General features: G+C 72.0%; 21 protein-coding genes. 12 read left to right on the top strand and 9 right to left on the bottom strand.

The window, feature by feature from the left end; genetic code table 11:
• Nucleotides 1-29 precede the first annotated feature (29 nt).
• On the bottom strand, nucleotides 30-659 hold the full coding sequence (locus DEJ43_RS10015) for a class I SAM-dependent methyltransferase (RefSeq protein WP_015033230.1): 630 nt from the start codon (nucleotides 657-659) through the stop codon (nucleotides 30-32).
• A 46-nt stretch (nucleotides 660-705) separates the two neighbouring features.
• Nucleotides 706-1,062: an ATP-binding protein gene (locus DEJ43_RS10010; protein WP_015033229.1), complete on the bottom strand. Its 357-nt coding sequence runs from the start codon at nucleotides 1,060-1,062 to the stop codon at nucleotides 706-708.
• A 135-nt stretch (nucleotides 1,063-1,197) separates the two neighbouring features.
• On the opposite strand from DEJ43_RS10010, the gene DEJ43_RS10005 reads away from it, so the two are divergent.
• Genes DEJ43_RS10005 through DEJ43_RS09995 form a run of 3 tightly spaced genes read left to right on the top strand, consistent with a single transcriptional unit; the run spans nucleotide 1,198 to nucleotide 2,742 of the window.
• Complete coding sequence (locus tag DEJ43_RS10005) at nucleotides 1,198-2,046, top strand: helix-turn-helix domain-containing protein (RefSeq protein WP_015033228.1); 849 nt, start codon at nucleotides 1,198-1,200, stop codon at nucleotides 2,044-2,046.
• On the top strand, nucleotides 2,006-2,290 hold the full coding sequence (locus DEJ43_RS10000) for a DUF397 domain-containing protein (RefSeq protein WP_015033227.1): 285 nt from the start codon (nucleotides 2,006-2,008) through the stop codon (nucleotides 2,288-2,290). The genes DEJ43_RS10005 and DEJ43_RS10000 overlap by 41 nt, the downstream gene beginning before the upstream one ends.
• A gap of 2 nt (nucleotides 2,291-2,292) precedes the next feature.
• A complete protein-coding gene (locus tag DEJ43_RS09995; protein ID WP_015033226.1) occupies nucleotides 2,293-2,742 on the top strand; it encodes a hypothetical protein in 450 nt (149 codons plus the stop codon).
• On the opposite strand, the gene DEJ43_RS09990 is transcribed toward DEJ43_RS09995, so the two are convergent.
• Nucleotides 2,726-3,601 (bottom strand): NAD(P)-dependent oxidoreductase, encoded by an 876-nt coding sequence (locus DEJ43_RS09990; RefSeq protein ID WP_015033225.1) that lies wholly within the window; start codon nucleotides 3,599-3,601, stop codon nucleotides 2,726-2,728. The genes DEJ43_RS09995 and DEJ43_RS09990 overlap by 17 nt on opposite strands.
• Nucleotides 3,602-3,740: 139 nt before the next feature.
• Here DEJ43_RS09990 and DEJ43_RS09985 point away from each other — a divergent pair, with 139 nt between their 5' ends.
• The 4 genes from DEJ43_RS09985 to DEJ43_RS09970 all read left to right on the top strand — a co-directional run bounded on the left by DEJ43_RS09985 (nucleotide 3,741) and on the right by DEJ43_RS09970 (nucleotide 6,086).
• Nucleotides 3,741-4,106 carry a winged helix-turn-helix transcriptional regulator gene (locus DEJ43_RS09985; RefSeq protein ID WP_015033224.1) on the top strand — a complete coding sequence of 122 codons (366 nt, stop codon included), beginning with the start codon at nucleotides 3,741-3,743 and terminating at the stop codon, nucleotides 4,104-4,106.
• A 76-nt stretch (nucleotides 4,107-4,182) separates the two neighbouring features.
• A complete protein-coding gene (locus DEJ43_RS09980) occupies nucleotides 4,183-4,872 on the top strand; it encodes a hypothetical protein (protein ID WP_106433697.1) in 690 nt (229 codons plus the stop codon).
• Complete coding sequence (locus DEJ43_RS09975; RefSeq protein ID WP_015033222.1) at nucleotides 4,869-5,327, top strand: hypothetical protein; 459 nt, start codon at nucleotides 4,869-4,871, stop codon at nucleotides 5,325-5,327. Before DEJ43_RS09980 ends, DEJ43_RS09975 begins: the two co-directional genes overlap by 4 nt.
• A 336-nt stretch (nucleotides 5,328-5,663) precedes the next feature.
• A complete protein-coding gene (locus DEJ43_RS09970) occupies nucleotides 5,664-6,086 on the top strand; it encodes a hypothetical protein (protein WP_015033221.1) in 423 nt (140 codons plus the stop codon).
• A gap of 86 nt (nucleotides 6,087-6,172) precedes the next feature.
• On the opposite strand, the gene DEJ43_RS09965 is transcribed toward DEJ43_RS09970, so the two are convergent.
• The 3 genes from DEJ43_RS09965 to DEJ43_RS09955 form a co-directional block, all read right to left on the bottom strand.
• Nucleotides 6,173-6,577 (bottom strand): DUF4259 domain-containing protein, encoded by a 405-nt coding sequence (locus tag DEJ43_RS09965; protein ID WP_015033220.1) that lies wholly within the window; start codon nucleotides 6,575-6,577, stop codon nucleotides 6,173-6,175.
• Between the two features lie 85 nt (nucleotides 6,578-6,662).
• Nucleotides 6,663-8,270, bottom strand: a complete 1,608-nt coding sequence (locus tag DEJ43_RS09960; protein WP_324603798.1) for a serine/threonine-protein kinase — start codon at nucleotides 8,268-8,270, stop codon at nucleotides 6,663-6,665.
• Complete coding sequence (locus tag DEJ43_RS09955; protein WP_015033218.1) at nucleotides 8,267-9,997, bottom strand: serine/threonine-protein kinase; 1,731 nt, start codon at nucleotides 9,995-9,997, stop codon at nucleotides 8,267-8,269. The genes DEJ43_RS09960 and DEJ43_RS09955 overlap by 4 nt, the downstream gene beginning before the upstream one ends.
• Before the next feature lie 135 nt (nucleotides 9,998-10,132).
• Between DEJ43_RS09955 and DEJ43_RS09950 the strand changes: the two genes are divergently transcribed.
• On the top strand, nucleotides 10,133-11,098 hold the full coding sequence (locus DEJ43_RS09950; RefSeq protein WP_015033217.1) for an endonuclease/exonuclease/phosphatase family protein: 966 nt from the start codon (nucleotides 10,133-10,135) through the stop codon (nucleotides 11,096-11,098).
• Between the two features lie 22 nt (nucleotides 11,099-11,120).
• Here the strand turns inward: DEJ43_RS09950 and DEJ43_RS09945 are convergent, their stop codons facing one another.
• Entirely contained in the window at nucleotides 11,121-11,624 is a 504-nt protein-coding gene (locus tag DEJ43_RS09945; protein WP_015033216.1) for a YfbM family protein, read from the bottom strand.
• A gap of 196 nt (nucleotides 11,625-11,820) precedes the next feature.
• On the opposite strand from DEJ43_RS09945, the gene DEJ43_RS09940 reads away from it, so the two are divergent.
• Genes DEJ43_RS09940 through DEJ43_RS09925 form a run of 4 tightly spaced genes read left to right on the top strand, consistent with a single transcriptional unit; the run spans nucleotide 11,821 to nucleotide 18,098 of the window.
• Nucleotides 11,821-14,085: an acyl-CoA dehydrogenase family protein gene (locus DEJ43_RS09940; protein WP_071891267.1), complete on the top strand. Its 2,265-nt coding sequence runs from the start codon at nucleotides 11,821-11,823 to the stop codon at nucleotides 14,083-14,085.
• A 12-nt stretch (nucleotides 14,086-14,097) separates the two neighbouring features.
• Entirely contained in the window at nucleotides 14,098-15,306 is a 1,209-nt protein-coding gene (locus DEJ43_RS09935) for a lipid-transfer protein (RefSeq protein WP_015033213.1), read from the top strand.
• Nucleotides 15,307-15,355: 49 nt separating this feature from the next.
• Nucleotides 15,356-16,801 carry an MFS transporter gene (locus DEJ43_RS09930; protein WP_015033212.1) on the top strand — a complete coding sequence of 482 codons (1,446 nt, stop codon included), beginning with the start codon at nucleotides 15,356-15,358 and terminating at the stop codon, nucleotides 16,799-16,801.
• A gap of 10 nt (nucleotides 16,802-16,811) precedes the next feature.
• A complete protein-coding gene (locus DEJ43_RS09925; protein ID WP_015033211.1) occupies nucleotides 16,812-18,098 on the top strand; it encodes a phospholipase D-like domain-containing protein in 1,287 nt (428 codons plus the stop codon).
• Nucleotides 18,099-18,120: 22 nt separating this feature from the next.
• Here DEJ43_RS09925 and DEJ43_RS09920 read toward each other — a convergent pair whose 3' ends face one another.
• Both DEJ43_RS09920 and DEJ43_RS09915 read right to left on the bottom strand, forming a co-directional pair.
• The gene (locus DEJ43_RS09920) at nucleotides 18,121-18,726 is read right to left on the bottom strand and encodes a response regulator transcription factor (RefSeq protein WP_015033210.1); all 606 of its coding nucleotides are present in this window, start codon (nucleotides 18,724-18,726) and stop codon (nucleotides 18,121-18,123) included.
• Complete coding sequence (locus DEJ43_RS09915) at nucleotides 18,723-19,877, bottom strand: sensor histidine kinase (RefSeq protein WP_015033209.1); 1,155 nt, start codon at nucleotides 19,875-19,877, stop codon at nucleotides 18,723-18,725. Before DEJ43_RS09915 ends, DEJ43_RS09920 begins: the two co-directional genes overlap by 4 nt.
• Between the last annotated feature and the right edge of the window lie 7 nt (nucleotides 19,878-19,884).

Below are 19,884 nucleotides of genomic sequence, written 5' to 3'. Positions count from 1 at the left end.
CTGGTGGCCGGCCCGCCCCGGCGGGCCGGTCAGCGGCGGCGCAGCACCCGCAGCGAGTCGGTGACCGAGACCTCATCGAAGTCACCCGACTCCAGCGCGCGCAGGTAGATCCGGTACGGCGCCTGGCCGCCGTCCGCCGGGTCGGGGAAGACGTCGTGGATGACGAGCAGGCCCCCGGGGGCGACCTTGGGGGCCCAGCCCTCGTAGTCGTTGGTGGCGTGCTCGTCGGTGTGCCCGCCGTCGACGAACACGAGGCCGAGCTGTCCGCCCCACACCTTCGCGACCTGCGGCGACCGCCCGACGACGGCGATCACGTACTCCTCGAGGCCCGCCTTGCGCAGGGTCCGCCGAAACGTCGGCAGGGTGTCCATGAGCCCCACCTCGGGGTCCACCACGGTCTCGTCGTGGTACTCCCAGCCCGGCTGCTGCTCCTCGCTGCCCCGGTGGTGGTCCACGGTCACCGCGACGGTCCCCGCCCGGCGGGCCACGTCGGCCAGCAGGATCGTGGAGCGCCCGCAGTACGTGCCGACCTCCAGCAGCGGCAGCCCGAGCTTCGCGGCCTCGGCGGCCGCCGCGTACAGGGCGAGCCCCTCACCGACGGGCATGAACCCCTTCGCGGCCTCGAAGGCGGCGAGGATCTCGGGCGCGGGCTCGGACATGGTGACTCCTACTGGCGGGTACGCGGGTGACGGCGCCCATCGTGCCCTACGCGTCGCACTCGAACCACACCGTCTTCCCGTCGGCCCGCTCGTCGACCCCCCACCGGTCCGTCACGGCCTCCACCAGGACGAGCCCCCGCCCGCCCGCGTCCAGCGGATCGGCCGCCTTGGCGTGTACGGCACCGGGCACGGCGTCGGCGACCTCGACCCGGAGCCCGTACGGCTCGCGCAGGATCAGCACCGCGCAGTGCCGGCCGGGCACGTGCCGTACGACGTTGGCGACGAGCTCGGTGAGCGCGAGGCCCGCGGCGTCCGCCAGCCGGTCGAGCTCCCACCGCGTGAGGAACATGCGCAGGATGCGGCGCATGTGACCGGCGGAGTGCTCACCGACGGTGAACCGCATGCGGTAGCTCGTCGCAAGTACCGCAGGATAGAGGTCTGTTGCCTGATTCATGCCACCAGAGTGGGCTCGGTTCGTTACGCTCGGCTACGGCCTGAATACAACGCCTCACCGCGTGAACTTGGGGGTGACCTCGCCGTGGTCAACATCCGCAGCCTGGATCCGAGTGCCTCGCCGCTGGACTACTACGGGTACGAACTCCGCCGCCTGAGAGAGGAGGCGGGCCTCGGCCAGGCCGAGTTGGGTTCGATCCTCTACTGCACGGGCTCGCTCGTGGGCCAGATCGAGACGGCGAGAAAGGTCCCGACCAGGGAGTTCTCGGAACGGCTCGACGCGGCGCTGATGACGGGCGGATTCTTCACGCGGCTGGTGGGCCTCGTACTGAAGAGCCAACTGCCGTCGTGGTTCAGGCCGTACGCGGAGATGGAGGCGAAGGCGACGTACCTATGCTCGTTCCAGGCGCAGCTGGTCCACGGACTGCTCCAGACTGAGGACTACGCCCGGACGCTGATGGGGTCCCGCTTCGAGAGCGATCTCGATGGACAGGTCGCAGCCCGCATCGAGCGTCAGCGAATCCTGGACCGGGAGAACCCGCCCCTGTTCTGGGTCGTCATGAGTGAGGCGGCCTTGCGTCAGGAAGTCGGAGGGTCGGAGGTGATGCGCGCGCAACTGACCCACCTGTCGAGGATGCAGGAACGCGAGTGGGTGAAGATCCAGATCCTTCCGTTCGAGGTCGGCGCGCACGCGGGGTCACACGGATCCTTCACTCTCCTCCGCTTCGAGAGCGACCCCGATCTCGTCTACACCGAGGACTTCGTCCAGGGGCATATGACCGTGGATTCGGCCGCGTTCAGGGAGGGGTCGCTCCGTTACGATCACCTCCGAGCGGCCGCTCTCTCGGTGGAGGATTCGTCCGCGCTGATCACCCGCGTCATGGAGGAACACTATGGAGACCAACCAGAACCTGGCGGGAGCGCGCTGGCGTAAGTCCTCGTTCAGCGGCGACAACGGCGGTGAGTGCATCGAGTGCGCTCCCCTCGGCTCTGCCGCCTGGCGTAAGTCCTCGTACAGCGGCGACAACGGGGGCGACTGCATCGAGGTCGCCGACCTCGCCGCCCACGTGGCCGTCCGTGACTCCAAGAACCCCGAAGGCCCCGCCTTCCTCGCCACCCCCGCCGCCTTCACGGCCTTCGTGAGCGCCGCCGCCGAGGGGCGCATCGGCAGTCGCTGATCATGGCGACGCTCATAGGGACGATGATCCTCGCCATCGGCCTGCCGGCCTGGGCGGGGATCACGTACGTCGGTCTCGTCCGGGCACGGCGGGGCGACGAACTGCCCCAGCCGCGACCGCCCCGGCGCCCCCGCTCGCCCGCCAGGAAGGCGGCCTGGGGCGCGGGGCTCGCCTACCTCGCGGGCGGGGCGCTGCACCTGTACGGGCTGTCGTACATGCCGTTCCTCTTCCCCGAGGACGCGTGCTGGTTCGGCGTGGGGATCAAGGCGTACCCGGACTCCAGCAGTGCGCTGCCCGTGAGTCTGGTGTGCCGGGGCATCGAAGTCGTCCCGTGGTGGGTCAACCCGGGGCTTCTCGTCCTCGCGGTCACGGCCGTCGCGGCGACCGTGGCGAGTGTCGTCCTCGCCGTCCGGGGGTCGCGGCGGGCGGCGGCTGTCAGGCGGGGTGCCTGAGGCTCTCGAAGATGCGGGCGAAGCCCTCCGTTCCGTGGCCCGCGTCGATCTGGCGCTGGATGAGCCGCTGGACCATGTCGACGACCTCGGTGCTGATGCCCTGCTCGGCGCTGGCGGCCTGGAGGTCGCCGAGATGGGAGAACTCAAGGCTCTGCTGGCCCGCGACGGTGTAGTCCCCGCCGTCGATGACCTCGGCGAAGCCCGCGAGGCCGCCGGTCATGGCGGACAGCCACGGGGCGGCCGAGGCCGCGAACTGGCGGGCGGTGATTCCGGCGGGGGCGACCATGGCGGCGCCGTGGATGAAACCGGCGAACATGACGTACATGCCCGCGAGCAGGGCGAGGTCGTACAGGGACGCGAGACCGGCGTCGTCGCCGTAGTAGGTGCTGGTTCCCCACAGGTCGAGCAGCGGCTTGTGCTGGTGGAAGGCGTCGGCCGATCCGCTGTAGAGGATGGACGACCCGGGCAGGCCGATCATGTGCGGTACGGCCATGATGCCGCCGTCCAGGTAGGTGACGCCGGCGCGGGCGGCCCAGGCGGCCAACTCCCGTGACTGGGTGGGGGAGGTGGTGGTGACGTTGATCAGGGTGCGTCCGGCGAGGTCGTCGGTGAGCGGGTCGAGCACGTCGTGGACGGAGGCGTGGTCGAGGAGGCAGGCGATCACCAGCGGGCTCGCGCGGACGGCGTCGGCGGTGGTGCCGGCGGGCGTGGCGCCGAGGGCGACGAGGTCGTCGGCCCGGCCCGGGGTCCGGTTCCAGACGGTGGTGGGGTGCCCGGCCTTCAGCAGCGCGGTGGCCAGGGCGCTCCCCATCGCTCCGAGTCCGAGGACGCTCACCTGGAGGCTGTTGTCGTTCGTCATTTCTTGGGCTCTCCCTCGTGTTCTTGTCTCTGAGGGAATGCTCTTCGCCACCGGTGAAGTTGACCAGTACGGACTAATTAGTGGGGTACGCACCCGGGGGTAAGTACCCCTTGATGGTGGACGGTTCGAGGAGGGGCGGATGGCGGCATCGGCACGGCGTGGCCCGTACTTCTGCGGCATCGACGCGGCGATGGACGTGGTGTCCGGGAAGTGGAAGGTGCTCATCCTGTGGGAGCTGGACCACCACGGGGTCCGGAGGTTCGCCGAGCTCCGGCGGGGGCTGCCGGGCGTCAGCGAGAAGATGCTGGTCCAGCATCTGCGGGAGATGGAGGAGGACGGCCTCGTCCACCGCGAGGTGTACGCGGAGGTGCCGCCGAAGGTCGAGTACTCCCTGACGGCACGAGGCACCTCCCTCAACGCCGCACTGGCCCCCCTGGGGGCGTGGGGCGGCGAACGCATCCGGGAGATCGGGGCGGAAAAGGTCTCCGTCGGCAGCTTCGGCTGACGGGTTCCACGCACGGAACGCCCCCCGCTTCCGGCTGGGAAGCTGGGGGAACGCCTTGCCGATCAGGCCTGAGGAGATGGACGTGGAAACCCACGCGGAAGACCCGTACCCGGACGTGACCGCCGCGGGTGGCCTCGTCGCGGCCCTGCGGCAGACGGCGGAGGCGCGAGGCCGTGACATCGGCCTGTCGCCCTACGTCACCGAGGCCGTCGGCATGGAGAGCCGACGGGGCTACCTGTCGGTCGACACGGCGAGCGGGGAGCGGCTGTTCCGGCTCCGCACGTCCATCCCCGACTTCGGCTGGTACATCGGCGGTACGGACGACCTGGGAACGCTCGTGGACGCGATCGCCGCGTGGCGGGAAGACGTGCCGTTGGACGCGCTGAAGGCGAGGTTCGACTTCCTGGACCTCGACGAGTTCACCAGGGCGCTCGCGTCCGGAGAGCCCACGTCCTCGCAGTGGGCGCATCTCCTGTCGTCCGAGTACTACCGCCCGCAGCGGAACCTGCTGCGCCGCCTCCACGCGGACGAGGTGCTGCGGAACGCCTTCCCGACCATGACCCACCGAGCCGTCCGCCTGCGGGTGGACCCGATGGACTACACGAGCCGTCAGGCCCTGGTGGAGGAGACGGACGAGGGACGGTACTCCACCGTGACCGTCGGAGCCCCCGGCGCGACCTGGACGGAGGTGCCGGACGAGCAACTGATCGCCTACCTCCGCACCGCCCTCCACGAAAACCGCCTCCAGTGTGAGAAGAGACGATGACCGAGTTCGGATTCGCCCGTGCGTCAGATGACGTCATCGCCAGGCGCGGGGAGTTGGCCGAGCAGGTCGTCCAGGCGCTCCGGCGCGCGGGCCTGCCCGCGTTCCGCGACGGGGGCTCCGGCAGCCCGGATCGTGTGGGCGCCGTGGTCCACGTCGATCCCGACGCCGAAACCGCCTCGGCGGCCGTGTCGGTGGGATGGCGGTGCGACCCCGGCGTTGCCCGGGCCGCCCTGGACGCGCTCGCCGCCGGAAGCCCGGCCGACGCGCCGGTCGTCCGGCGGCCCGGATCGATCGGTCTCCGCATGCAGGGTGCGCTGGTCGGGATCCTGCTCTCGGCGGGGCTCATCGCGACGCCGGAGCACGATGAGATGAACCCGGATCACGTCCTGGTCTTCGGGCAGATGTCGGACCTCCCGCCCGCTCTGCGGCCCACGTTCGTTCCACCGGGGAGCTAGTCCGGGACCTTTGAGGGCGCGGCCCGCCGGATCCTTGGGCGGGCCGCGCCGGCTGTTCCTGGACCGGCGGGCAGACGTCTGCCCATCGCGGAGGCCGCGGGACGGGTGTCGGCTTCGTCGACGCCTACCGGACGCTGCGTTCCCTCGGTCTGTCAGATGAGGCCATCGCCGACATCAGCAACACGCAGTTCCAGCGGCTCAAAGCGACGCGTCTGACAGGCCTGGCCCCGCTCAAGGCACATAATGAGTGATCTCGAAGATGTCGCGGACAAGCTGACGGCGGGGTGATGGTGCGCTCTGGGGCGAACGGTCACCAGGTCGAGGTGCGAGGGGTGCATGAATAAGCCGAGGTTCGACCTCCCTCCCCAAGCCCCGCCCGAACTCATCGCCCAGTGGAACGAGCTGGCCGCTCAGGTCTGCCGTGAACTGGCCCGGGCCGGACTTCCCGCCCGCAGAGCCGACCTCGACGGTGGCTCGCTGGACAAGCCCGGGGCGGACGTCCACGTGGACAGGGTTCTCGACGGCGGGGTGTACGTGGACTGGAGGGCGAATGCAGAGCTGCGGGCCGCTGCCGCGGAACTGTTCGCGAAGGGGATCGACTACGCGGATCCGCCTGCCGTCGTGCGCCACTTCGAGAACGTTCAGAATTCCATGCAGAAAGCTCTGTTGGGTATCCTCGCCTCGGCCGGATTCCAGGTTGAGGAATCGGACCCCTTCACGCACGGCAGCGCGGTGTACGTGAAGGGTCTCCGGCCCTGATCCACTGAGCGTCGGCCCGACAGCCTGACGCAACGGAAACCCCGCCGGTCCCCGGCGGGGTTTCTTCGTCGTCCCCGCTCGGCGGGTCACGTCCCGGCGAGCACCGCCCGGAGCTGTCGGACGCCGGCCTTCCACTCCTCGCCGTCCGACTCCTCCCAGAGTTCCAGGAGTTCGGAGGGCTCCGTGAGGATGCGGTCCAGGGCCGTCACGGCCTGGGGGCGGAGGTCCGTCGGGAGGGGTGGCAGGGGGTGCTTCGGGCCGTACGAGGTGGTGACGGGGGTGCCGCCCGGGCACTGGGCCGCGAGCAGGGCCGCCGAGGCGATGGCCTCGTCCGCCAGGTCCGCGTCCAGGTACTCGTCACCCGTCTCGATCACCTCACGGAACGCCGTCCGCAGCACCTCGGCCTTCTTCTCCGCCGGGGCCTCGTCCACCCGGTACGAGAAGTCGGCGGCGGTGTCGTTGTCGAAGGGGCCGATGTCCCAGGTGCCCATGGCGTGCTCGCTCTCTCCGCGCTCGGTCGTTCCGCTGTACCGACAGCCTGGCAGGCACCACTGACAACGCCCCGTGGGGCTGTTCTCAATGACCCTGCGGGGGGACGGCCGCCAGGGCCGCGCGGGCGATGCGTGCGGCCTCCGTCTTGCAGGTCGCCTCCGGATGCTCGTCGCCGCCCAGTTCCACCCAGAGGGTCAGGTTGCCGTCACGCACGCGCAGGTCGCAGTGTTCGTCGGGGCCGTCGGGCCGGTCCCAGTACGCCTCGTCGCCGATGCCGAGTCCGCTGTCGCGGGTGCCGTCGGCCGCGCCCTCGGCGAACTCCGCGCGCTGCAGGCCGGTCGCGTTCTTGTCGTTCTCCACGGTGCGCTTCAGCGTCCACTGGACGTAGGCGAGCGTATAGGCGTTCTCCAGGACGTAGCCGCCCCCGAGGTCCAGCGTGCCGATCCAGGTGCAGCTCGTCGAGGCCTCGTTGGTGCGGTCTCCGTACGCGTCGCGGTCCTTCTTCCGCTCCGGCAGCCCGAGTCGACCGGCCGCCTCCGCGCAGGTGGGGATCTTCGCGTACTTGTCGGGTGGCCCGGACGCACCGCCCGCGCCGTCGCCGCGAGTCGTCAGTACGTACGCGCCGACGCCGAGGCCCGCGACGGCGAGCACGCCTGCGAGCACGAGGGCCGTGATCTTCCTGGCGCGTCCGCGTCGGGGCGTACCCGCGACAGGCAGCGGTGGCCCGAAGCCGGGACCAGGAGCGGAGGGGGAGACCCGGGTGGGGGAGTACGCGTCCGGGGCGGGGGTGCGGTCCGTGGTGTCGAGCAGTCGGTCGATCTCGGTCTGCTGGGTGGCGATCAGGCCGTGTACCGAGGGCGGCCAGGGCCGTTCGGCGGCTGGGATCGGGCCGAGGAGGGCGAGGAGTTGCCGCGGGGTCGGCCGGTCGGCGGGGGCCTTGGCCAGGCACGGTCCGACGAGGGCGGCAAGACCTGGCGGCAGCGTGGTCAGGTCGGGCTCTCTGTGGACGACGTTGTAGAGGGTCCCCGCCATCGACGTGCCGGAGAACGGGCTGTCGCCGGTGGCCGCCATCGCGAGGACCGCGCCGAGCGCGAACACATCGCTCGCCGGCGTGAGTTCCCGGCCCTCCGCCTGCTCCGGCGACATGAAGGCGGCCGAGCCGACCACCCAGCCGGTGTGGGTGAGGGCGGTGGCGTCCGCGCCCTCGGCGACGCGGGCGATGCCGAAGTCGATGACACGTACGCCGTCCTCGGCGAGCAGCACGTTCTCCGGCTTGAGGTCGCGGTGGACGATGCCGGTGCGGTGGATCTCGACCAGCGCGGTGGCCAGGCCCGCGGCGAGACGGCGTACCGCCTCCTCGGGCAGCACCCCGGCGTCCTCCACCGCCGCGCCCAGTGACGGACCTGCCACGAACGCCGATGCCAGCCAGGGCAGTCGGGCCTCGGTGTCGGCGTCCAGGACCGCCGCCGTGTAGGCGCCGGAGACCTGGCGCGATGCGGCGACCTCGCGACGGAAGCGGGCGCGGAACCCGTCGTCGGCGGCGAACCGGGCGTGCACCTGCTTGACCGCGACGAGGCGGCCGTCCGGTGCGGCGCCGAGCAGCACCCGGCCCATGCCGCCCTGGCCGAGCTCGGCGAGCAGCCGGTACGGTCCGGCCGTGGCCGGGTCGGCCGGGCCCAGTGGCTTCATCATGCCGAGCCCGCCTCGTAGGTCCCCTTGGCCACGGAGACGGCGAGGGCCTCGCACTTGTCGCCGGTGGGGTAGGCGGTGCCCTCCACGGCCACGAACACATAGAAGTTGACGTCCCGCGCGTACAGCACACAGCCGCGGTCCGGCTCGCCGTGCCAGAACGCCTCCTCGCCGGTCCCGATGTCTTCGCGGTGGGTGGTGCCGGCGATGTAGAGGGACTCGTAGTGTTTCTTCGCCCGTTCCGCGCCGGTCTTGTCCTTCGCTGTCCGGTACTGGTCCCACGTGAGGTCGATCTTGTCGCCGGAGCGGCTCTGCCAGATGCAACGGCCCTGCTGGTAAAGGGCCTTGTCGTCGAAGTCCTCGTGGTCCGAGATCTCGGAGCCGTACGGCATCGGCTGGAGCGCGAACTCGGCCGGCACCTTCACCTCGCCCGAGATCTCCTTGCAGGACGGGGGAGTGCCGGTGTACTTGTCGGCGACTTGGGCGAGGGGCGTGTTGCCCGGCGTCGGGACGGCCTCCGTGTGGAACGGGTTCATCTCCGGCGGCAGGAACGTGGCGAGCAGCGCGATGGCGGTGGCCAGCGCGGCGACGGAACCGCCGGCGATCCAGGCGCGGCGCTTGCGCCGTAAGCCGGGGGTGGGAGGGGATGCGGGGGGCGACGGATACCCCTGTTGCCCCTGATTCCCGTCGTACCCCTGATACGCCGGATGTGGCGGAGCGGCGGGCAGGTGCGGGGCCTGGGCGGCCGCCGTCATGGTGGGGGCGTGGTGGAGGGAAGCGGGGGCGAAGGGGGCCGCATCGGCGGGCGGAGGCGCGGCATCGGTGCGCGTCGCGCTTCCGCCGGCCCCGGCGACGTACCGGTCGATCTCGGCCCGCTGAGCGAGCGCGAGTCGGTGCACCGCCTCCGGCCACGGCCGCGCCGAGGGCCGTACCGGCCCGATCATGGAGAGCAGGGCCTGCGGCGACGGACGCTGGGCCGGATCCTTGGCCAGGCACGCCTCGATCAGGGGCAGCAGGGCGGGCGGCACAGCGCTCAGGTCGGGCTCGGAGTGCGCGACGTTGTAGAGGATGCCCGGCACCGAGGTGCCCGTGAACGGCGGCCTACCGGTACAGGCCATGACCAGGGTCGAGCCCAGCGAGAACACGTCGGCGGCCGCGGTCAGTTGGCGCCCGTCCACCTGTTCCGGCGCCATGAACGGGGGCGACCCCACCATGGCCCCGGTGTGCGTGAGCTTCGTCTGCCCCTCCGCCGCCCGGGCGATGCCGAAGTCGATGACGCGGACGCCGTCCTCGGCGAGCAGCACATTGGACGGCTTGAGGTCCCGGTGGACGAGACCGGCCCGGTGCACGTCGGCCAGCGCCTGCGCGAGACCGGCCGCGAGCAGTCGGCTCGACTCCAGCGGCAGCGCACCCACGGCGTCCAGGGCCTGGCTGAGCGAGGGCCCGGGTACGAACTGGGCGGCGAACCACGGGGTTTCCGCGTCCGGATCGGCGTCGACCACGGGCGCGGTGTAGGCGCCGGACACCTGCCGGGAGGCCGTCACCTCGCGCCGGAACCGGGCCCGGAAGCCGTCGTCCCCGGCCAGTTCGGCATGCACCTGCTTGACCGCGACGAGCCGTCCGTCGGGGGCGACGCCCAGGAGAACCCGGCCCATGCCGCCCTGTCCGAGCTCGGCCACCACCCGGAACGGCCCTATGTGCGCCGACCCCGGCACTCCGGAAACCCCCATGTCGCCCCGCCTTCCCCCGCAGACCGTCGAAGCGAGGCGATCATACGGGTAGTGCGGTTCCCGCACGGCCTTTCCCGGCGCTGTGCGGATGCCCGAGGATGAGCCGTCTTCCACCGATCATGAAAGGACGTGCTGATGCGCGCGTCGTTCAGAACGCTGCTCGCGGCGCTCTTCTCGATAGGCCTGCTCCTCGGCGCCGGTCCCGCTCAGGCTGACGTGGTCACCCCGCAGGACGCGAAGCCGCTGCGGTTCATCTCGTACAACGTGTGCGGTGCGTCGTGTCCCCTCCCGGCGGAGACGGACGCGGCCAGGGCCGCGTGGGTGTCCGGTCTGGTGGCGGAGATCGACGCCTGGGACTCGGACCTGATCATGCTTCAGGAGCTCTGCTACGGGCAGTGGACGCTGATCCGCGACCGGCTGGCCCAGCGGACCGGGGAGGACAGCTACGACTCGGTGTGGGGGGCGGCGCTGCCCTCCGCCGCCAAGTGCGGCCAGTGGAACGCGAACGACCGTCGGTTCGGCCTGGCGATCTTCTCGAAGGGCAAGGCTTCGTTCGTCGACGGCACGAGGTCCGTCACGTTCCTCCCCGAGGACCCGCTGAACCCGACGGAGGACCGCATCCTGCTGTGCGCGCAGACCGCGCTGCGGGGGGTCGCGGTCAGGGCGTGCAACACCCATGTCGACTTCAACGACACGACCACGGCGCTCCAGGTCCCGAAGGTGGCGGAGCTCGTCGATGCCGCCAGGCAGGGCGGCGAGCCGGCGATCCTCGCGGGGGACTTCAACCAGGTTCCGGAGCACGCGGACATGAACGCCCTCTACAACCACGGCGGGGGTTCGGCCGGGCGGTTCCAGGAGGTCGACGAGAACGACAAGGAGCAGTTCAAGGGCGACGGCTGTCCGCAGACGGCGGACCGCTGCCGCAGCGGTGAGCCGACCGCCAGCCCGACCTGCTCGGATCACACGAAGGAGACCAGCAAGATCGACTACGTCTTCCTGAGCTACGAGTGGTTCAAGACCGTGCAGGGAGACGCCCTGCCCTGCCCGCCGGGGATGTCCGACCACCACCTCCTGCGCGGCGCCGCCGCCTGGGAGCGGTAGCGGCGCGCGGCGTTACCCGTGGCTAGTCGAGCCAGATGAGCATGGCGTCTCCGGCGCGTGCTGCCGCTTGGAAAAACGGAACCAGTTCCTGGTAGTGGCCGGTCACGTAATCCAGCGATTCGCCGCGTTCCCAGATGACGTTGGGATAGATGTCAGCCTCGGCAAGGTCTGCCGGACTCACGTCCTCGGTCAGAGCATGGTGCGGCGTGATGGCGAGTGCCTCTGCGGCGACACGGACGCGTTCGGGGGTGAGGTAGCGGGGCGGTCCGTAGCCCCAGTCTTCGGCTTGGGGGAGGTCCTTCTCGCCGTGGATGATGTCGACGGGAAAGGTGATGCGGCGCAGTAGGAAGTCCAGGGCGTGCCACGCTTTGTCGACATCGTGGCAGCGCGCTTGGGGCACATCGGGTTTCTCGTCCAGCTCCGCCTCGATCAGCTCGTTGACGAACTCTTGGACCCAATCGGGGTCGCGAACAGCGCGATCGAGTTCGGCAGGGGTCAGGCGGGCGTACTCGCCGATCATGCTCATGGCTGGATGCTAAAGGCAGGTACTGACAGCAGCGGTCAGCTCAGGTGGAGCTGTTCTCTCGGTGGCTGAGGCGTGAGGGTGCTGCGTAGCCGGTTGATGGTCGCCTCCCGTGGGGCGCCGTCCGTGTCCGGATGCCGAGTCCCCGATCCCGTATCTGACCTTCCGTCAGACTGGAACGTGTTCTAGTCTGCCGCGCATGGGCATCGCCATCACGCACGAACAGCGGGAGCTCGCCCGATCCGTCCGGGGCTGGCTCAGTCGCGCCGTACCTCCCGAGGAGGTCCGCAAGCACCTGGACGTCCCCGACACCGCCACCGGCCGACCCGGGTACTGGGACGCCGCCGCCGAGCAGGGGCTCCTCGGGCTCCATCTCCCCGAGGAGTACGGGGGAGGCGGCGGCGACCTCCTCGACCTCGCCGTGGTCGTGGAGGAGGCCGCCCGGGCGCTGCTGCCCGGGCCCTACCTGCCCTCCGTGCTCGCCGCCGAGCTCCTCCACCGGTCCGGCCACGGCGCACTCGCCACCGCCCTCGCCCACGGCGAGCGGATCGGGGCGGTCGCCTTCAGCGGCGGGACAGACGCCGGGGCCGGCGGCGGGGCGGGCAACAGCGCCGGGGCCGGCGCCCGTACCGGCAGCGGCGCCCGCGCCGGCTCCCGTACCCCTGCCGCCCCGCCCGCCCCCCTCGTCGCCGTGCACGCCGTCGGCGGGTGGCGGCTCGACGGTGTCGCGCCACCCGTCCTCGGTGGCGCCCAGGCCGATCTCGTCCTTCTGCGGGCCGCCACCGCCGACGGTTCCGTCTGGCTCGCCGTCGACGTCGACGGGCTCGCCGTCCGGCCCCACGAGAGCGCCGATCCGACCCGGCCCACCGCCGAGATCACCGCCCGCGGCCTGCACGTCCCCGCCGCCCGTGAACTCGCCCTCGACACCGCCCTCGTCCACGACCTCGCCGCCGTCCTCCTCGCCGCCGACGCCTGCGGCACCGCCGCCCGCGCCGTCGAGACGGCCGCCGAACACGCCCGTACCCGCGAGCAGTTCGGCCGCCCCATCGGGCAGTTCCAGGGCGTCAAGCACCTCTGCGCCGACATGCTCGTCCGGCTCGAACAGGCCCGCGCCCTCACCTGGGACGCGGCCCGCGCCCGGGACGACGAGGCCCGTTCGCTCACCGCCGCGCTCGCCGCCGCCACCGCCCTCGACACCGCGTACACCTGCGCCAAGGACTGCATCCAGATCCTCGGCGGCACCGGCTTCACCTGGGAGCACCACGCCCATCTGCTGCTGCGGCGCGCGGTCGTCGCCCGTCAGCTCCTCGGCTCCGGCGACCGTCACCGGCTGGCCGCCCTCCGGCACGCCGCCGACGGCGTCCGGCGCGGCCTCCGCCTCGACCTGCCGCCCGAGGCCGACGCGTACCGGCGGGAGGCCCGCGAGGCCGTCGCCCCCGCCGCCGGACTCGACCCGGCCGCCGCCCGGCGGGTCCTCGCCCCCACCGGGTACGCGGCCCCACACCTGCCGGAGCCGTACGGGCTCGGCGCCGGCCCGCTCCAGCAGCTCGCCGTGCAGCGCGAGCTCGACGAGGCGGGGATCGGCGTCTCCGGTCTCGGCATCGCCACCTGGGTGGTGCCCTCGCTCCTCGCCCACGGCACCGCCGCCCAGCAGGACGAGCACCTCGGCCCGACCCTGCGCGGCGAGCGCCTGTGGTGCCAGCTGTTCTCCGAGCCCGGCGCCGGTTCCGACCTCGCCTCCCTCCGTACGCGGGCGGAGCGCACCGAGGACGGCCGCTGGCGGATCAACGGCCAGAAGGTGTGGACGAGCGCCGCCCAGTGGGCCCACTACGGCATCCTGCTCGCCCGGACCGACCCGGCCGCCCCGAAGCACAAGGGCCTCACGTACTTCCTCGTCGACATGCGGAACACCCCCGGGATCGACATCCGGCCGCTCAAGGAGATCACCGGGGAGTCCCTCTTCAACGAGGTCTGGTTCGACGACGCGATCCTCCCCGCCGACGCCGTCGTCGGCGAGGTCGACGACGGCTGGCGGGTCGCCCGCAACACCCTCGGCAACGAACGCGTCCACATGGCCGACCAGGTCGCCTTCGACACCGGCCTCGAAGCGCTCATCGAGCGCGCCGGACAGCAGGACGCCTCCGTGCGGGTACGGATCGGGGGCCTGCTCGCCGAGGCGCACGCGCTCGCGTGCATCGGCCTGCGCACCACCCTGCTCCAGGTGTCCGGGCTCGAACCGGGCGCGGGCGCCAGCGTCCGCAAGCTCGTGCAGACCCTCCACCAGCAGAAGCTCGCCGAACTCACCCTCGAACTCCTCGGCCCCGAGGGCGCCGTGCGCGAGGGCCCCGGCGAACGGGCCGTGCACGGCCTGCTCATGTCCCGCTGCCTCACCATCGCGGGCGGCACCACCCAGGTACAGCTCAATGTCGTCGCCGAGCGGCTGCTCGGCCTGCCGCGAGACTGAGGGGAACCGGAGATGACCAGGGAAACGACCGGCAAGGCGTATGTCGTCGGGGTCGGGATGACCAAGTTCGAGAAGCCGGAGACCCGGGACTGGCAGTACTGGGACATGGCCGAGGAGGCCGGAACCGCCGCGCTCGCCGACGCCGGCGTCCCCTACACGCGCGTGGAGCAGGCCGTCGTCGGCTACTGCTTCCAGGCCTCCACCGCCGGACAGCGCGCCGTGTACGCACTGGGGCTCTCCGGCATCCCCGTCTACAACCTCAACAACAACTGCGCGACCGGCTCCACCGCCCTCATGACCGCCCGCCAGTTCGTCGAGGGCGGCGTCGCCGACTGCGTCCTCGCCCTCGGCTTCGAGAAGATGAGCCGGGGCTCGCTCGGCGGCGGAGCGGCGGCCGGCGACTTCTCCACCTCGCCCGTCGCCCGGCACTACGGCATCATGGCCGCCCGCCACGGCTTCGAGGCGAGCCCGCCCACCGCGCAGATCTTCGGCAACGCCGCCCGCGAGCACATGGAGCGGTACGGGACGACCGAGGTGCAGCTCGCGGCCGTCGGCGCCAAGAACCACCAGCACTCGGCGAACAACCCCCACGCCCAGTTCCAGGACGTGTACACGGTCGACGAGATCCTCGCGGCGAAGACCGTCCACCGGCCGCTCACCAAGCTCCAGTGCTCGCCCACCTCGGACGGCGCGGCGGCGGTCCTCGTCGTCTCCGAGCGCTTCGCCGACGAACACGGGCTGCGGGACCGGGCGGTGGAGATCGCCGGACAGGCGATGACGACGGACACCGAGGAGTCCTTCGCCTCCGGCTCCTGCATCGACGCCGTCGGCCGCCCGATGTCCCGGGCCGCCGCCCGGCAGGTGTACGAGCGCTCCGGGCTCGGCATCGAGGACGTCGACGTGATCGAGCTCCACGACTGCTTCTCGATCAACGAACTCCTCACCTACGAGGCGCTCGGCATGTGCGAGGAGGGCGCCTCCGGCAAGCTCGTCGAGTCCGGCGCCACGACGTACGGCGGCCGCTGGGTGGTGAACCCCTCCGGCGGCCTCATCTCCAAGGGCCACCCGCTGGGCGCCACGGGCCTTGCGCAGACCGCCGAACTGGTCTGGCAGCTACGGGGCCAGGCCGGCGCCCGGCAGGTGGCGGGCGCGCGGGTCGGGCTCGCGCACAACATCGGGCTCGGCGGTGCGGCGGTGGTGACGCTGCTGCGGAAGGCGTAGGACCTTCTCCCGATGTACGGGGCGGATGCGGTCTGCGACCATCACACTCATGCCGCAGACCGACTCCCCACGGACGACCCCCGCCCCCTCCTCCCTCCGCACGCCCCGCGCCTGGGCGGTCGTCCTGACCGCCTGCGCGGGCCAGTTCCTCGTCGTCCTCGACGTCTCCGTCGTGAACGTGGCGCTGCCGTCGATGCGGACCGACCTCGGGCTCTCGGCGCTCGGTCTGCAGTGGGTGCTCAACGCGTACGCGATCGCCTTCGCCGGCTTCATGCTGCTGGGCGGCCGGGCCTCCGACCTCTATGGGCGGAAGGCGATGTTCCTGCTGGGGCTCGGTCTCTTCACCGCCGCCTCGGTCGCCGGCGGCCTCGCCCAGGAAGGCTGGCAGCTCGTCGCCGCCCGGGCCGTGCAGGGCCTCGGCGCCGCCGTCCTCTCGCCCGCCACGCTGACCCTGGTCACCGCCGCGGTCCCGGCCGGCGCCGCCCGCACCGGGGCCATCGGCACCTGGACGGCGGTCGGCGCGGCCGGCGGCGCGGCGGGCGGCTTCGTCGGCGGCGTCCTCGTCGACCTGCTGTCCTGGCGCTGGGTCCTCCTCATCAACGTCCCGGTCGGCGTCCTCGTCCTGGCCGGCGGGCTGCTCTGGCTCCGCGAGTCCCGCACCGGCGCGGGCCGCCGGCTCGACCTGCCGGGCGCGGTCCTCGTCACCGCCGGGCTCGCCACCCTCGCGTACGGCATCGTGCAGACCGAGGAGGCGGGCTGGACGGCCCCGGCGACCCTGCTCACGCTCCTCGGCGGCCTGCTGCTCCTCGGCGTCTTCGTGGCGGTCGAGGCCCGCACGGCCGGCCCGCTGATGCCGCTGAAGATCTTCCGTACGCGTGCGGTGTCGGCGGCCAACGTGGCGATCCTGCTGTGTGGTTCGAGCTCCTTCGCCATGTGGTTCTTCATGACCAACTACGCGCAGAGCGTCCTCGCGTACACCCCGCTCCAGGCGGGTCTCGCGCTGGTCCCCAGCTCCCTCAGCGTCGTTCTGGGCTCCAAGCTCGCCCCGCACCTGATGCCGGCGGTCGGCGCCCGGAACCTGGCCGTCATCGGCGCCCTCGTCGCCGCCGTGGGCTTCGGCTGGCAGTCGACGCTCACGGCCGACGGCACGTTCCTCGGCACGATCCTGGGCCCCGGCATCCTGATGATGGCCGGCATCGGCCTCGCGACGACCCCGCTCGCCACCCTCGCCACCTCCAGCGCCTCACCGTCGGACGCGGGCCTGGTCTCAGGCCTGGTCAACACCTCCCGCACGATGGGCGGCGCCCTGGGCCTCGCGGTGATGTCCACGATCGCCGCGGCGGCCACCCCCGCGCACGCGACCCCGGACCCGTCGTCCCTGGTCCCCGGCTACGCGATGGCCTTCCGCACGTCGACGGCCGTCCTGGTCGGCGCGGCGGCCCTGATGTACCTGTGGCTGCCGAAGCCGTCCAGGGCGGGCGCCGTCCAGGGGTGACAATGCCCCGGTGATATCGATCAAGAGCAAGTTCAGAACGACCGTGACCGCGCTGGCCGTCGGCGCCTCCCTGCTGGTCGCGCCCTCGGCCTCGGCGGAGCCGGTCCTGGCCGTCACCACCGGCCCCGTGTTCAACGACCCCAACAGCGCCGACGCCTCCGCCAGGGGGCGCATCCTCTCGCACCTGGCGGGCCTCGTCGACGGGGCGGAGCCGGGCTCGTCCATCCGGATCTCCCTGTACCTGTACCAGTCCGTCTACCTGGCCGAGAAGCTGGGCGCCGCCCACCGCAGGGGCGTCACCGTCCAGGTCGTCGTCGACGCCGACAGCAGGTCCACCGGGCTCGACACCCTGAAGAGCCGGCTCGCGGACCCGACGGGCAGCCCGGACTCCTGGGTCCGGACCTGCAAGGCGGAGGAGGCCTGCCTGGCCCTGGACCCGGGCACCACGGCGGCGGACCCGAACGGCACGTACGACAACGTCAACCACAACAAGTTCTTCCTGTTCTCCCGTACCAAGGGCAAGGGCACCGTCCCGGTCGACGACGTGGTGGTGCAGGGCTCCGGCAACCTCACGAGCAACGACACCGACGACTGGTGGAACGACGCGCTGACTGTCGCCGGCAACACCGAACTGTTCGCCGCGTACACCCGGTACTTCGACGACCAGGCGGCCGCCGCCGCCGGCCAGGCGCCCCAGGTCGCGGACTACCCGCACGACACCCAGGCGGGCAAGGCGAAGGTCTACTTCTTCCCGCGGTCCGGCACCGACACGGTCGTCAACATCCTCGGGACGGTGGCGCCGGTCGGCACCCCCGACTCCTGCGCGGGCAACTCCGCGGGCTACGGCACCCCGGACGGCCGCACGAAGATCCGGATCGCCCAGGGCCACATCACCCGCACCGAGGTGGCCAGGAAGCTGTGGGAACTCGCCGAAGCGGGCTGCGACATCGAGATCGTCTACCGGTCGCTCGACAACTGGACGGCCGACGACAAGCCCATGGGACAGGTGGCCAACTGGCTGACCAGGCCCGTGACGGGCAAGGGCCGCATCACCCTGCACCAGCTCGACAACGACAAGCGCGGCGGCTCCGACTCCCACACCAAGTACCTGCTGGTCGAGGGCACGTACAACGGCGGCGTCAACAAGAAGATCGTCTTCACCGGCAGCCACACCTACACGACGACGGCGCTCAAGTACAACGACGAGGCTCTGCTCAAGTACGAGGACGCCGCCGTCTTCGACGCGTACGTGGGGAACTTCGAGGCCCAGCGGGCGGCCGCCCTCGCGGGCCTGTAGCCGACGGGCCGGGACACCCCCCCTACAGCCACCCCTGCTGCCGCGCCGCCCGGACCGCCTCCATGCGGTTGCGGGTGCCGGTCTTGCCGATGGCCGACGACAGGTAGTTGCGGACCGTCGACTCCGACAGGTGGAGGGCCGCCGCGATGTCCGCGATCGTCGCGCCGTCCACCGCCGCCGCCAGCGCGTCCCGTTCGCGGGCCGTCAGGGGGTTCGGGCCGGCGCCCAGGGCCGCCGCGGCGAGGGCCGGGTCGATGACCGTCTCGCCGCGCAGCGCCTTCCGGACGGCCTCGGCCAGCTCCTCCACGGGGCCGTCCTTCACCAGGAAGCCCGCCGCGCCCGCCTCCATCGCGCGGCGCAGATAGCCCGGGCGGCCGAAGGTCGTCAGGATCAGGACCCGGCAGTCCGGGGCCTGGGCGCGCAGGTCCGCCGCCGCGTCCAGGCCCGAGCGCCCCGGCAGCTCGATGTCGAGCAGTGCCACGTCCGGCCGCGCGAGCAGCGCCGCGTCCACGATCTCGTCGCCCCGGCCCACCTGCGCGACGACCTCCATGTCGTGCTCCATGCCGAGCAGCAGGGCCAGCGCCCCGCGCATCATGCCCTGGTCCTCCGCCAGCAGCAGTCGGATCATGTCGTCGGCTCCCCCTCGTCCGGCCCGGGGGCCTCCACGGGGAGCTCCGCGGTGACCCGGAACCCGCCCCGTGGGGCCGGTCCCGAGTCAAGAGTGCCGCCTGCCGCCGCGACCCGCTCGCGCAGGCCCCGCAGACCGCTCCCCGGAGTGGTGGTGCCGGCCGTGCCCCGGCCGTCGTCGGTGACCGTGAGGCGGACCCGGTCGGCGGTGCCGGAGAGGGTGATCTCGCAGTGGGCGGCGCCGCTGTGCCGGATCGCGTTGGTCGCGGACTCCCGGACCACCCAGCTGAGCAGGGCCTCCGTCTGCGGCTCGAGGAGCGGTCCCGAGCGGCGTACGACCGGTTCGATGCCGGCCGAGGAGAGCGCGTCGCGCGCCCGGTCGAGCTCGGTGGCGAGGCTGCCCTCGCGGTAGCCGGTGACGGCCTCCCGGATCTCGGTGAGCGCCTGGCGGCCCACCGACTCGATGTCCGCGACCTGCGCGAGGGCCGCGTCCAGGTCGCGCGGGGCGAGCCGGCGTACGACCTCGGACTTCACCACGATCACCGAGAGCGTGTGGCCGAGGAGGTCGTGCAGGTCGCGGGAGAACCGCAGCCGTTCCTTCTCGACCGCCGTGCGGGCCAGTTCCTCGCGGGTCCCGCGCAGTTCCCGGACCGTCTCGTCCAGGGCGAGGATGGCGGCCGTCACCATCACCGAGATGAACGTTCCGTACACGACGCCGAGGGAGTCCCAGCCGTCGCGCCAGTACGTCACCACTCCGACCGCGGCGACCAGGGGGAAGACGATGAGCCGCAGCCGTTTCCTGCCCCGTACCACCGCCCCGACGGCGAGGCCCAGGAGCGGGAAGAGCAGCAGCCATCCGCTGCCGTAGCCGATGGCGAGGGCGAAGGTCAGCGCCCCGAGGGCGACGAGGAGGACCCGGGTCAGCGGTGCCTCGCGGCGGGGCGGGTCGAAGGCGCGGAAGACGATCGCGATGTAGAGGGTGTTGAAGGCGAGGAGGCCGAGGGCGCCGAGCCAGGGGTTGGCGGCCTTGCCCTCGATGAGGTGGGAGAGCGCGCCGAGGCCCATCAGGAGCCAGGGGAGCAGGCTCAGCCCGCTGGGTCCCCGGTCGGGGCGCTCGCACCGCGCCTCCCGGCGCCGCTGCCGGTTCGTCATGTCCCGC

The sequence above is a fragment of the Streptomyces venezuelae ATCC 10712 genome (assembly GCF_008639165.1).
Taxonomy (GTDB): domain Bacteria; phylum Actinomycetota; class Actinomycetes; order Streptomycetales; family Streptomycetaceae; genus Streptomyces; species Streptomyces venezuelae.
Note: the sequence above shows the minus strand (reverse complement) of the source record. Positions and strands in the feature narration are given on the sequence as shown.

Excerpts from the sequence above, each read along its gene's own strand:
- DEJ43_RS10015 (WP_015033230.1), bottom strand. The coding sequence starts at position 659 with ATGTCCGAGCCCGCGCCCGAGATCCTCGCCGCCTTCGAGGCCGCGAAG.
- DEJ43_RS09975 (WP_015033222.1), top strand. The coding sequence starts at position 4,869 with ATGACCGAGTTCGGATTCGCCCGTGCGTCAGATGACGTCATCGCCAGG.
- DEJ43_RS09945 (WP_015033216.1), bottom strand. The coding sequence starts at position 11,624 with ATGAGCATGATCGGCGAGTACGCCCGCCTGACCCCTGCCGAACTCGAT.
- DEJ43_RS09930 (WP_015033212.1), top strand. The coding sequence starts at position 15,356 with ATGCCGCAGACCGACTCCCCACGGACGACCCCCGCCCCCTCCTCCCTC.
- DEJ43_RS09995 (WP_015033226.1), top strand. The coding sequence starts at position 2,293 with ATGGCGACGCTCATAGGGACGATGATCCTCGCCATCGGCCTGCCGGCC.
- DEJ43_RS09940 (WP_071891267.1), top strand. The coding sequence starts at position 11,821 with ATGGGCATCGCCATCACGCACGAACAGCGGGAGCTCGCCCGATCCGTC.
- DEJ43_RS09990 (WP_015033225.1), bottom strand. The coding sequence starts at position 3,601 with ATGACGAACGACAACAGCCTCCAGGTGAGCGTCCTCGGACTCGGAGCG.
- DEJ43_RS10000 (WP_015033227.1), top strand. The coding sequence starts at position 2,006 with ATGGAGACCAACCAGAACCTGGCGGGAGCGCGCTGGCGTAAGTCCTCG.
- DEJ43_RS09935 (WP_015033213.1), top strand. The coding sequence starts at position 14,098 with ATGACCAGGGAAACGACCGGCAAGGCGTATGTCGTCGGGGTCGGGATG.
- DEJ43_RS09985 (WP_015033224.1), top strand. The coding sequence starts at position 3,741 with ATGGCGGCATCGGCACGGCGTGGCCCGTACTTCTGCGGCATCGACGCG.
- DEJ43_RS09950 (WP_015033217.1), top strand. The coding sequence starts at position 10,133 with ATGCGCGCGTCGTTCAGAACGCTGCTCGCGGCGCTCTTCTCGATAGGC.
- DEJ43_RS09920 (WP_015033210.1), bottom strand. The coding sequence starts at position 18,726 with ATGATCCGACTGCTGCTGGCGGAGGACCAGGGCATGATGCGCGGGGCG.
- DEJ43_RS09970 (WP_015033221.1), top strand. The coding sequence starts at position 5,664 with ATGAATAAGCCGAGGTTCGACCTCCCTCCCCAAGCCCCGCCCGAACTC.
- DEJ43_RS09965 (WP_015033220.1), bottom strand. The coding sequence starts at position 6,577 with ATGGGCACCTGGGACATCGGCCCCTTCGACAACGACACCGCCGCCGAC.
- DEJ43_RS10010 (WP_015033229.1), bottom strand. The coding sequence starts at position 1,062 with ATGCGGTTCACCGTCGGTGAGCACTCCGCCGGTCACATGCGCCGCATC.
- DEJ43_RS09960 (WP_324603798.1), bottom strand. The coding sequence starts at position 8,270 with ATGATGAAGCCACTGGGCCCGGCCGACCCGGCCACGGCCGGACCGTAC.
- DEJ43_RS09915 (WP_015033209.1), bottom strand. The coding sequence starts at position 19,877 with ATGACGAACCGGCAGCGGCGCCGGGAGGCGCGGTGCGAGCGCCCCGAC.
- DEJ43_RS09955 (WP_015033218.1), bottom strand. The coding sequence starts at position 9,997 with ATGGGGGTTTCCGGAGTGCCGGGGTCGGCGCACATAGGGCCGTTCCGG.
- DEJ43_RS09980 (WP_106433697.1), top strand. The coding sequence starts at position 4,183 with ATGGACGTGGAAACCCACGCGGAAGACCCGTACCCGGACGTGACCGCC.